The 12,242-nt window shown below is 42.4% G+C and carries 8 protein-coding genes; 5 read left to right on the top strand and 3 right to left on the bottom strand.

Annotated elements, in window-relative coordinates:
* Nucleotides 1-17: 17 nt before the first annotated feature.
* Nucleotides 18-545 (bottom strand): hypothetical protein, encoded by a 528-nt coding sequence (locus HMAT_RS19295; protein WP_104384509.1) that lies wholly within the window; start codon nucleotides 543-545, stop codon nucleotides 18-20.
* A gap of 211 nt (nucleotides 546-756) precedes the next feature.
* Between HMAT_RS19295 and HMAT_RS19290 the strand changes: the two genes are divergently transcribed.
* The 3 genes from HMAT_RS19290 (at nucleotide 757) to HMAT_RS19280 (ending at nucleotide 7,428) form a co-directional block, all read left to right on the top strand.
* Nucleotides 757-1,791, top strand: a complete 1,035-nt coding sequence (locus tag HMAT_RS19290) for an acyltransferase (protein ID WP_158656006.1) — start codon at nucleotides 757-759, stop codon at nucleotides 1,789-1,791.
* A gap of 517 nt (nucleotides 1,792-2,308) precedes the next feature.
* Nucleotides 2,309-5,593, top strand: a complete 3,285-nt coding sequence (locus HMAT_RS19285) for a TonB-dependent receptor (protein WP_104384507.1) — start codon at nucleotides 2,309-2,311, stop codon at nucleotides 5,591-5,593.
* Between the two features lie 11 nt (nucleotides 5,594-5,604).
* The gene (locus tag HMAT_RS19280; RefSeq protein ID WP_104384506.1) at nucleotides 5,605-7,428 is read left to right on the top strand and encodes a RagB/SusD family nutrient uptake outer membrane protein; all 1,824 of its coding nucleotides are present in this window, start codon (nucleotides 5,605-5,607) and stop codon (nucleotides 7,426-7,428) included.
* 270 nt (nucleotides 7,429-7,698) lie between these two features.
* On the opposite strand, the gene HMAT_RS19275 is transcribed toward HMAT_RS19280, so the two are convergent.
* Nucleotides 7,699-9,045 (bottom strand): amidohydrolase, encoded by a 1,347-nt coding sequence (locus tag HMAT_RS19275; RefSeq protein ID WP_104384505.1) that lies wholly within the window; start codon nucleotides 9,043-9,045, stop codon nucleotides 7,699-7,701.
* A gap of 115 nt (nucleotides 9,046-9,160) precedes the next feature.
* Nucleotides 9,161-10,021: an AraC family transcriptional regulator gene (locus tag HMAT_RS19270; RefSeq protein ID WP_104384504.1), complete on the bottom strand. Its 861-nt coding sequence runs from the start codon at nucleotides 10,019-10,021 to the stop codon at nucleotides 9,161-9,163.
* A 216-nt stretch (nucleotides 10,022-10,237) separates the two neighbouring features.
* Here HMAT_RS19270 and HMAT_RS19265 point away from each other — a divergent pair, with 216 nt between their 5' ends.
* Together HMAT_RS19265 and HMAT_RS19260 are read left to right on the top strand one after the other, a co-directional pair.
* Complete coding sequence (locus HMAT_RS19265; RefSeq protein WP_104384503.1) at nucleotides 10,238-10,915, top strand: response regulator transcription factor; 678 nt, start codon at nucleotides 10,238-10,240, stop codon at nucleotides 10,913-10,915.
* Entirely contained in the window at nucleotides 10,912-12,198 is a 1,287-nt protein-coding gene (locus HMAT_RS19260) for a cell wall metabolism sensor histidine kinase WalK (RefSeq protein ID WP_104384502.1), read from the top strand. The genes HMAT_RS19265 and HMAT_RS19260 overlap by 4 nt, the downstream gene beginning before the upstream one ends.
* The last annotated feature ends 44 nt before the right edge of the window (nucleotides 12,199-12,242 follow it).

Genomic DNA, 12,242 nt, shown 5'->3' with positions numbered 1-12,242 from the left:
AATGTATAGTCAGATTTTTAGCGTTGTGTTGCGGTATACGTTACTGTTGTACTATAGGCCGATCCTGCAAGGTTTAATAGCGATGCGGGATTGGAGATCGTATAATCGACTGTATAAACTGCACCTGTGGATGCCGTAGAGTTATTAACCAAGGCGGCGGCGGTGGTACTAAGGGGGACATTGGCAACCGGAGTTCCGCCATTGGCCGTTGCAGCAGGTACAGTAACTGTAACAATATTTAGTGCGGGTCCACCGGCTGGCGTAAATGCCCCTGTTGCGGCTACCGTAAGGTCATAAGGTTTATTGCTGACCACCGTAAAGTGACTTGCTTTCTCCACCGTTTTTGACGCGGCATAGTCGGCAGCCGTCGTGTAATTAAAATTAACGGTTGGGTCTGCGCCCAAAGTAATGGAAATTGCATCGGTCAGATTGATGTTGACGGTCACTGGGCCCGAAGTTGCGGTAGGTTTTCCTTGTGCTTTTGCTTGATGACCGAAGCATATGGCAGCGACGGCAATAAAGACTATTAATAGGTTCTTTTTCATAATTTCCTCGTTTTACGGATGTTTAACGTAAGTAAAGTTAACCACGATGTGATGGAAATGCAATGTGACATAGTCACATAATGATGTTATAAATTCGATGCTGCATCGGCTATTTCAACGTATATTGACTATCGTAGGCTCAGAAATTAATAATGTCGTTTTTAAGTCGTCATCAGAAACTATAAATGAAACAGCCTATATTTGCGCTCAAATGTCTGAATCCAAAAGAATCTATCAAATTGATCTGTTTCGCTTTATCGCGGCATCTGCGGTCGTATTGTATCACTATTTATATCGGGGATATAAAGGTGGCAACATGTCATTGCTGCGTTTTGATGAGATCGGTGAATATTTTAAATATGGGTATCTGGGTGTTGACCTCTTTTTTATCATCAGCGGTTTTGTGATCGCTTTTTCCATCAAACATCGCTCGCTGCCCAAATTTGGCTATTCGCGTTTTAAACGCTTGTATCCAATGTATTGGATCTGTTTGATCATCACGTTTGTGGTCGTTTATTTCTTTGGAGCACCGCGCTATCTTGTGACATTCAGACAGCTCCTTGCCAACTTGACCATGGTTCAGGAACTGTTCGGACAGGGAAATATCGATGGGGCATATTGGTCTCTCTATGTTGAACTGAAATTTTATTTCCTAATCGCTGGATTTCTTATCGTAAACCGATTTAAGCAGGTCAGCCTGGACTACCTCGTCTACTTCTGGCTGTTGTTGTCAAACTTGCGGCTGTTTGTCGGACCATCTGAAATTTATGATGCCATCCACGATTTCTTCATTCTGGACTGGAGTGCTTATTTTATTGCAGGAATCGTATTTTGCCAGATTTTTTTGCAGGGACCGGCGGTAAAACATTTTATCGCATTGCCCTGGTGCCTGTACTTGTCCATCGATGGCGCAATTGGCCGTATTCATTGGCTGACCAGAACTTTTCATAGCGATTTTTCCCCCTATATAATTGCCTCGACCATCCTTATATTTTATATGGCGATGTTACTCGTCTCCTGTAAGAAACTACAATGCCTCAATTCGCCTAAATTTGTCAAAATTGGGATGCTGACCTATCCCTTGTATCTTATCCATCAGCATATTGGTTTTATTATTTTCAATCAGCTTCACGGCTACGTAAATAAATATGTGCTTGTTTCTGCCGTTACGCTCCTCATGCTAGGGGTTGCCTATATCCTGAGCGATTGGGTAGAGCCTCGGCTCATGAGGTTCTTTAAGCGATAGTGACACAGATTTGATAGCGGCTACGTTGTCGAATAAGCGCGATCGTTTTTTTCGGAAATTCATCGCATGCTAGCTTTATCTGAAATGTTATGTAATCCTTCTTTACAGTATGCTTAAGTGTGATGGAAATTATCTTCCTGTAAATCTGTTTTTTATATCAGAGTATTTCGTTTTTTTTTGATAGGCAGTTGATTTCGTGTTTAATTTTAGTAGTTTGGCTTCAAACAAACAATTATACGCCTAAGAAGGACTTCTCATACGATTTAGCGCAAGCGCTATTAAACTTTGGAGTAAAGTTGTAAAAGCTGGCTAACTATAAAAAGCGGACTGAATTTAATTCCGATCTGTATAACTGATTTTAACAAAACTGAAAACATAAGAAAAGGAGGTAAGTATATCGGGCATTTTGCTATCATCACCTAGCCGCATGCCGTTAAAAAGTAACGTATTCTTGGACCTATTTTGACAAACTAAACAGTAGAAATTAATAACCACTTGTCAAAAACCAAGTTTTACTATGAAACCAATTTTTAATACTTCTGCTTATGGATTTCAGTATCTGTACCAGAAAAAAAGATTCTCACTGGGGGTCGTATTATTTTTGCTTGCCAATGGTGTGCAGGCAAATGATTTACGAGCTGGAATTCCTGAGCGATTTGTGTCAAAGGGAATCCCTACTGAAGAAACAAACCTAACAACGCTGCAACGCGAGCTGTCTGGCCGTGTTGTCGATCAGCAAGGGCAACCTATCGCTGGTGTAACCATCAAAATCAAGGGGGGCACCGCTACAACCTCCACGGATAAAGATGGACGATTTCGAATTACTTCTGGGACAAATGCTATACTGAATATCAGTGCCGTAGGCTATAAAGCACAGGAAATTTCGGCTCCTGTTAGTGGCGAACTGCAAGTACGTCTGGAAAGTAACGTGAATGACCTGGAGGAAGTAATCGTTGTCGGTTATGGCACACAAAAGAAGACAAACCTAACGGGAGCTGTTGCTTCAATTGGTGGGGAGCGCCTTGAAAATCGTTCTGTACCTACCATTACACAAGCGCTACAAGGAACAGTAGCAAACTTAAATATTTCGACGCCAAATGGTGCACCGGGGACAAAACAGGAAATCAACGTCCGGGGGTATACGGGCATTGCAATAGATGCCGATGGTAACAAAGTGAATAGGTCGGCGGGACCATTGGTCGTGATTGATGGAGTGCAGGGGGGAGACCTGAGTAGTATCAATATGAACGATGTGGAGAATGTATCTGTTATCAAAGATGCCGCTGCTGCAGCAATTTATGGATCAAGCGCTCCATATGGAGTAATTATCATTACGACGAAAAAAGGGAAAGCGGGTAAACCTGTTATTACGTATAATAACAACTTTGGATTTGCCCAACCAATTAACTTGCCGACGATGGTGAACTCGTTGGACTTTGCCAATGCTTTTAATGAAGTCGGTGCAAATTCGAATTATACGGCCAAACTTTTTGACGACGAGGTTATCAAGCGGATCAAAGATTACCAGGCTGGGATTATTAAGGATGAAACCATGAAAAATCCAAGCGCGGATAGCTGGCTCGGCTGGAACGCGGCAAATGCGAATAACGACTGGTTTGACATTTATTTCAAAAAGGCAAGCTTTAGTCAACAGCATAATGTGGGTGTATCCGGAGGGGGTGAAAATTCCAACTATTATGTCGGTATGGGATATAATCAACAGGATGGTTTATTTAACTATGCTAATGATCAATATAAACGTTATAATGTTAGGGCTAATATATCATCTAATATTACCTCTTGGCTTACCTTTAATTTCCGGAGTGCAGTATCCCGGGCACAGACGGATAACCCCGCAATTTATAGCGGAATCAGTGGCGGAAATAGTTATTCTTATGACTACTTTCATCAAATTGGCCGTACTTATCCAACGGTACCGATGAAAAATCCGGACGGCAATTGGTCGGAAGGGAGCGGTATTGGCATATTTACGGATGGTGGACGTGCAAAAGCGACGACTGACAATGCGATCCTGACAGGAGAATTTTTGGCACATCTGGCTCCAGGCTGGGATTTTACAGCGAATTACACCTATGACGGTACTTATATCGATAATAGCAATCACCGCAAAACATTTTATATTGTCAAACCAAGTGGCGCAAAAGACCCGCGTGGAGGAACTTCGCCAAATTATTTCGAACGCAATACCTACAAAAATCAGCACTATACCATCAATGCTTTTACATCTTATGAAAAGACATTGGGTGGCCATTATTTTAAAGTCCTGGGTGGTTTTACACAGGAACTTTATGATAATCTGCGGCTACGAGGATCGAATGATAACCTGTATTCGGATGAAGTGCCTTCACTCGGACTATCGTATGGCGTGAATCGCAATGCGGCTGACGAAGCCTCACAATTGGCGATACGTGGTGCCTTTGGACGAATTAATTACAACTACAAAGAAAAATATCTGCTTGAACTGAATGGAAGGTATGATGGTACATCGAGATTTTTAAAGAACGAACGATTTAAATTTTATCCGGGTATATCTGCTGGCTGGGTGCTTTCGAAGGAAGAATTTTGGCAACCGCTTTCCAATGCGATTGACCAATTTAAGATCCGCGGATCCTATGCAAGCTTAGGTGATCAGGCTTTTACCGATAATCGTTATCCATTCTATCCGAATTTGGCGACGACATTGCCTACCGATACCCGTTGGATCTTTAATGGTGGTCGTGGATCATCAGTTGGAAGCCCCGGATTGGTCAACTATGGCCTCTCATGGGTAACGACAAATACACTCGGCTTTGGTGTGGATGCTGCTTTACTGAAAAATAAATTAAATTTCAGCTTTGACTGGTATAAACGAAACGGTAAAAATTACGCGATGGAATCACAAGGGTTACCAGCACTTTTGGGCGTGCGTCCACCGCTTGTCAATGATGGGGAAACAGAAACAAAGGGTATTGAATTGACAGTGGGTTGGAAGGATAAAATCAATGAATTTTCCTATGGTGCTAACCTGGTATTCAGTGATTACACGGGAAAAGTGCTTAAAATCACAAATCCGAAAGGTTTGATAGACCGTCAATGGTATAACGGCATGACGCTCGGTGAGATCTGGGGCTATGAAACTGTGGGTTTATTTAAGGACCAGGCGGAAATCGATGCAACGGATCAATCTTTTATTCACGGTGGTACATGGAATATCGGTGATGTGCACTACAAAGATCTAAATGGTGACGGTAAAATCAATATCGGTGAAAATACCATTACCGATCCGGGGGATAGAAAAATCATCGGTAATAATACGCCACGCTATTCTTTTGGATTGAATATGAATGCAGCCTATAAAGGATTTGACCTCACCGTATTTTTGCAGGGGGTAGGTAAACGCGATATCATGTTTGATGCAAATTCAAATTATTTTTGGGGTTTTACGGACGGAGAATGGCAGTCTTCTTATTTTACGGTACATACCGATCGCTGGACAGCCGAAAATCCAAATGGGTATTATCCAAGAGCTTACTTCAACAGCGACAGAAATCGTAAGGCACAAAGCGGTTACCTGCAAAATGCCGCCTACTTACGGGTGAAAAATCTACAATTAGGCTATACTTTGCCGAAAGAAATACTTGACAGGATCAAGTTCAAGCGGGCGCGCTTATTTTTCAACGTAGAGAATCTGGCGACGATTACTAGCCTGACCAAAATTGTAGATCCCGAAATTGTTAATGGAAGTGCAAAAGTATATCCTTTGCAACGGAATTGGGCTTTTGGACTGAATGTTACATTTTAAAACTGAAGAAAATGAAAACGATAAAATATGTGAGCTTAGCTTTCGCTTTACTTTCGCTGAATGTATCCTGCAATGATGATTTTATGGAACGGCAGCCGCTAGATAAAATCAGTGACGGTAATTATTGGAAAACAACAAATGATCTAAAATTATACCTAAATAGTTTATACGACAAAAATGAACTATTGGCCCGAGAAGATGGCTGGGGATCGATCGGCCCCTATGGTTGGGATGCGGATAATGGTAGCGATACCGAAGTGCGCTATACCTACAATACGCGAATGAATGGCGAGAAAACTATTGCAGATGATAAGGACGGCTGGGGAACAGATGATTGGGCACCTCTGCGCAGTATCAATTACTTTTTGGATCATTATAAAACGGTCGAGGAAGCGACTTCCTTTGATGCCGTAAAACAATATGTCGGTGAGGCCCTCTTTTTCCGTGCCGGATTTTATTTTGAAAAATTAAAACGTTATGGTGACCTTCCTTGGGCAGAAACTACTGTAGGAATGGATTCGGAAGTGCTACAGGCAGCCCGGACCCCGCGTAACCAGATTGTGGAAAATATTCTTGGGGATCTGGACAAAGCCATCAGCTATCTGCCGGGTGGTGCCAGTGGTTGGACCGGACGTCTTACGAAGGAAACCGCAATGGCCCTTCAGTCACGTATCGCGCTTTATGAAGGGACATGGGAGAAGTACCATGCCGCTGACGATTTTAGGGCTGCAACAAATAAAAGCCAACAATTTTTGGAAAAAGCAGCCGCTGTATCTGGTCAATTGATCGCACTGTCCGCGTCAACAGGATATCCGGCTCTGGATAATGTGGGAGTCGAAAATGGTTACCGGGACCTGTTTAATCAAGAGAATTATAGCAGCAGTAAAGAGGTGTTATTCTGGCGGAAGTATGAGGCAGGCGCAATCAACAGTATCTGGGATCGTTACTCTTCAAATGGAGCCGGAAGGGGAGCAACAAAAAACTTAATTGACTCTTACCTTAAAGCCGACGGAACACCTGTCGCAGCAGGTTACGATGACGCCTCTTTACTTAAAATTGTTGAAAATCGTGATCCTAGACTAGGACAAACGATTCAAATTAATGATAAAAAACATTATAGATGGGACAAAGCGAATCCGATCTTTTATTTTACGGCTCCTGCATTTGACGGCTGGGATTCGGAAGAATCCTGTCCTACAGGTTATCAGATCTATAAAGGTCATAATTTCCGCTATGCGGATGCACGAGCTGCTGGACAGGGCTTACAGGCCTTAATTTATTTCCGTTATGCTGAAGTTTTGTTGAACTATGCTGAAGCCAAAGCTGAACTTGGCACTATTAGCCAAGATGATTTGGATAAGAGTATCAATAAATTGCGTAAACGCGTGGGCATGCCGGACCTCACCACGAATGTGGCCAAAGATCCTAATTTTGAATTCTCAAGTTTAAAACCAATTATACAAGCTGTACGTCGTGAACGCAAGGTAGAATTGGCGTGCGAGGGTTTCCGTGTAGATGATATATTCCGTTGGGCTGCTGCTGGTGAACTTATCGTGGGTAAAATACCGGTTGGTGCCAAAAAAGCGTCATGGGTCGGATTTAAATTTTCCAATTACTTGCCTGAAGCTACTCCGGATCTCTCCAGACAAGCAAAATTTGACGAACGTGTTGCTGCATTGGAAACTGATGCGAACGGTTATATTAAAATCTTTAAAAATACCTTGAATAAGGGGACGGAAGGATTTAAATTCAAAGTAAACCGAGATTATCTTCTCCCGATACCGACCAATCAAGTGACGTTGAATCCCAACTTGAAACAAAATCCAGGCTGGTAGCTTGTTTTTTAGTTGTCTTGATCTTCGATATCCAGTTATAATTGACTGCGTATAATTTGGATAAGGCCCGGCGTTTAATACGGTCGGGCCTTATTGTTTTCTATAGTATGATGTAGGGTGTTATTTTTTCCATTGAAGTGTACCTTCATAGGCCAGGGCCATGGTTAGTGATACATTTATTCACAATGGGGCAATCAAAAGCTTGTAAAAAGCAATTGACCGCCATTGTATTAAAAAGATCTGTTGAGTAGTACTTCCTGTTTCAGAAGCCTAGTAGACAATATTTCCTTGATAGATCAGGGAGCCCACCGGTGAAATACGCGAAATAGCTTCGGCCGAACAGCTTGCATCTATGAGTACGATATTTGCGTCGTCGCCGGGCTTTGGCCATTGCTGTTGCCCTTTGTCATCTAATGGAATCGGGCCTGCTGTTGCCAGCTTTAACATACGTGACAGACCGTACTCGGTAACCTGTCCATATACCTGGGCCGCCATATTGGCCTTTTGCAGAACACTTCCTGTCCCAAAGGTGTTCCAGTGATCGACAATGCTGTCGTTTCCGGTCATCACGGTGACCTTATTTTCCAGCAGTGTTGGGATAGGCATAATCAAGCCGGCAAAAGGGATGGTAGAGACAATGCCGATCTGCGCAGCACCGAGCTTCTCCGCGATCTCCTGTTGTTTGGCCTTCTCGAGCTTTCCTAAAACAAAACAGTGACTGAGATAGGTCTTTCCTTTTAATGCAGGGTTTTCATTGACTTTTTTGATCAGATACTCCACCGTTTTCAATCCGGATTCTCCAGATTCATGCAAATGGATGTCAATTCCCTTTTTGTGATCCAATGCCAGTTGGACAGTGAAGTCCATGGTTTTCTCGATGGCACCGTCAATGGTAAAGGGATCCACGCCACCGATAAAATCAATATTGGTTTTTGCCGCTTCTTTGAGGTAGGGCACAGAATCCGTGTAGTATACGCCATGCTGAGGGAAGGCAACCAACTCGGCTCCAAAACTGTTTTTCTTATTTTCCAGTGCAAGTTGTAGGTGATGTAGGGAATCCAGTTTTGATGTGGGCTCGATATTGACATGGCTACGTGCAAAAGCTGTTCCTTTGGATTGTAGTAATTCAATCAGCTTTTCGGCCTTATAGGTTGAGTTTTTTAACAGTTCCGGAAGAATCTGCTGTTCTAGTGCGATCATTCCTTTGACACCACCGGCGCCGCGGCGTACAGCTTGCCATTTATCCCCATAAAATGTTTTGTCTAGGTGGATGTGCATATCTCTAAACGAAGGGAGCATCAGATGGCCTTTTGCGTCTATGGCATTGGCATCGGTACTGTTGGGGTCAATTTTTTTGATTTTTGCGCCTTCGATCTGTACAGTAAAAAGACCGGTTTTTGTTGCAATAACATTGCCATTGCCATCATATTCAAAGCCTGTTTCCAATAAAACATTCTTTAGGATATAACTTTTTTTGCCTTGGTTTCCAGCCAAAGTTTGCGGGCCAAGTTCACTACGGTTTTCGGCGACGAGCGCGCCCGGGATCAATGTTGCTCCGGCAAGTGCTAGGGCAGAATTCCGTATAAATTCTTTGCGTGTAAGCGCTATTGGTTTCATTTTATTTTTTATTTACGGTGCAATCTTGCTGATCCATAAAATGAACCAGCCTTTTACAAAGGTATATACAGGAGCTTGCGTATTACTGGGTAATTTCTGCCATTTCTTGTGCGATTTATCTTTTTTCTCGAAAATCACTTGGACTTACACCCGTCTGTTGTTTAAAAAAATTCGAAAAATAGGCTTGATCTGCAAAGCCCAATTCGAATGTAATCTCTTTAATGGATGATTCTGTACTTTGAAGAAGGCGTTTGGCTTCTACACAGATCCGCTGATGGATAAGCTGGGTGGCTGATATCTTCAAATGTTTTTTGCACAGGATATTGAGATAATTGGCAGAGATATGCAGCTTCTCAGCATAAAAAGCAACTAATTTCTGTTCCCTGAAAAATTCATCTATCAACATATTGAATTTGGCAAGACGGGGGACGGATTGATAGACTTTAAATTCGGTGAATACATGCTCTGCTTCCCTGCTGACGATGGCGGCGATCACACCGGCACGTGCTGTAATCAAGGGGATCAAAGAATGCTCCCGCCCCAGTTCTCTTTTGACCGATTCAAATTCGTAGTGGAGCTGGAAGAAGGCTTCTTTGGTCAGGTCGATCACAGGGTGGTTTTGGTAGTTGGTAAAAGAAAAGCGAAAGAAGGGCGCGAAATTCTCAAAAAATGAGCGTTCGATCATCAATTGATAACCAATTGTACCCGCGTAAACATGCCACTTATGCATTTGGCCCGGAAATAGCACATGTACCTGATGATCTTTGATCGGGTAGTCAATCGAATCAATCGTGTGTACACCGGATGCGGTATCAAATAAATTGATAATAAAAAAATCGTGCTTATGGGGCTTTTCGATCAGCCTTTCGCCATGTAATTCATTGAAGAGCAATTCTTCCCGGCCGGCGGTCTGTTCTTTGCGAAAACCGTCCAGCCCAATGACCGGCGCCCAGCTATTAGCATTTCGTTTATCCATAGTGCAATGTCTCAGACCTAAAATACGAAAAGCCCATAGCATTTGAGGCAATGGATCAAAATAAACCGGTTATTCGATACGGGCTGTCCTACTGTCGACAGTAAACAATAGTCATTTTCCCAATTCTTTCCTAAATTCGGAATACATTTGTAACGAGTAAGGAAAAGGTTGAACCGGGGAATAAGAGTGAAATTTAGTTAAAAAAACAATTGTCCAATGAAAGTACTTGTAATTGAAGACGAAGCGGAATTGAGGGAAACATTGAAAGACTCTCTTGTTAAAGAAGATTATATCGTCGAGACTGCGGGCGATTTTAGATCGGCGGTGGATAAGGTCTCGGTCTATGACTATGATTGTATTTTGCTGGATATCATGCTTCCGGGGGGGAGTGGATTGCAGGTCTTGGATCTGCTTAAGCAGGAGGGTAAATCGGATAATGTCATTATCATTTCTGCGAAAGATTCCCTGGATGACAAGCTGAGGGGGCTGGAACTTGGCGCCGATGACTACCTGACCAAACCCTTTCATATTGCTGAGTTAAATGCCCGGATTAAAGCTGTATTGCGCAGAAAACAACGTGATGGCAAAAATACGTTGGCAATGGGCAACCTGTTGCTGGATCTGAATGAACGTAGTCTTTCGATTGCCGGTGAACCTGTCGCACTGAATAGAAAGGAGTTTGATATCCTCAATTATTTTTTGCTGAATAAAAACCGCCTGGTCAGTAAGAGCGCACTGGCGGAGCATGTATGGGGGGATAATACTGATCAGGCAGATAACCTCGATTTTATCTATTCCCAGATTAAAAATCTTCGAAAGAAATTTTTGACGAAACAGGCGGATGTGGATTTTGAAGCGGTCTATGGAATAGGATATAAACTTGTTGAAAAATGAAATTAGCCAATCAGACACTCAAATATCTCGCTGTCTCCGTACTGGTTGTGATCGCACTATGGTCGACCATTTTTTATTTATTTATGTTGGAAGTGATCCATGATAATATAGATGAGGAATTAGAGAATCAAAAGCGCCTAATTATTCAGGAACTGGCTTCTGAGGCAATTGTATCTCCGGATCTGGAATTTGGAATTAACAATTATAAGGTACGTGAAATTTCCGAACAGCAGGCGATAAACATGCAGAATGTATATAAAGATACCATGCTTTATATGCAGGATGATGATGATCCGGAACCCGAGCTCGAACCTGTACGTATGCTGACAACGGCTTTTGAGCATAAAGGGCATTACTATAAGCTTTCTATCATTAATTCGATGATTGAGGAGAGTGATCTGATCAAAAACTTGTTTTACTCTGTTCTGATTTTATTTGTCCTGCTGGTGGTCAGTATTGTATCGATCAATAAGGTGGTGATCGAACGATTATGGAGCCCCTTGTATCATTTTTTGGATCAGCTGACCAAATTTCGCCTTGGGAAATCGGACGACAAACCGGCAATGAATACCAATATTATGGAATTCAAAGACTTGCAGTTTGCCGTGACAACATTGATCCGACATAATGAGGAAATCTATGAACAACAGAAGCAGTTTATCGGAAATGCCTCGCATGAATTGCAGACACCTTTGGCGATAATGATCAATAAACTTGAAATGGTGGCTGAAACAGAAGGCTTGCAACCTGAACAGGCAAATGCAATTGCCGAAGTATTGAACACTGCGGAAAGATTGGTGCGATTGAATAAGTCCCTATTGCTGCTTACAAAGATTGAAAACAGGCAATTTTTAAACAACGAGGATCTTTCGCTCAATACGCTTGTGACACATATCGTCGAGGAACTTGAAGATATGGCCGCATTTAAAAATATAAAGATACAGGTGCAGCAACAATTGGAGCTTAACCTACGGTTAGACAGCTCCCTGGCTAATATTATGGTGTCGAATTTGATTCGTAATGCTTTGTTTCATAATATCGAGGGCGGGCAAGTTGATATCACGATCACTGAAAATGCGCTGCTGGTTGCAAATACAAGTGTTCAGGAGGCTCTGGATGCTGAACAAGTCTTCTCAAGATTTTATAAATCGGATACCTCTTTCAAAGGTACAGGGCTGGGCCTTGCAATTGTTCAGGCCATCTGTCATCTCTATGGTTTTGAGATTTCATATCATTATGACAATAGCCGGCATATATTTAAACTGGATTTTAACCCGGCATAATTTTAATTCCCAAATCTTTACAGAATCGGGGCTTTACTTTGTAT

It is taken from the genome of Sphingobacterium sp. HMA12 (assembly GCF_002933815.1).
GTDB lineage: Bacteria > Bacteroidota > Bacteroidia > Sphingobacteriales > Sphingobacteriaceae > Sphingobacterium.
This window is presented reverse-complemented; position numbering and strand designations above follow the sequence as displayed.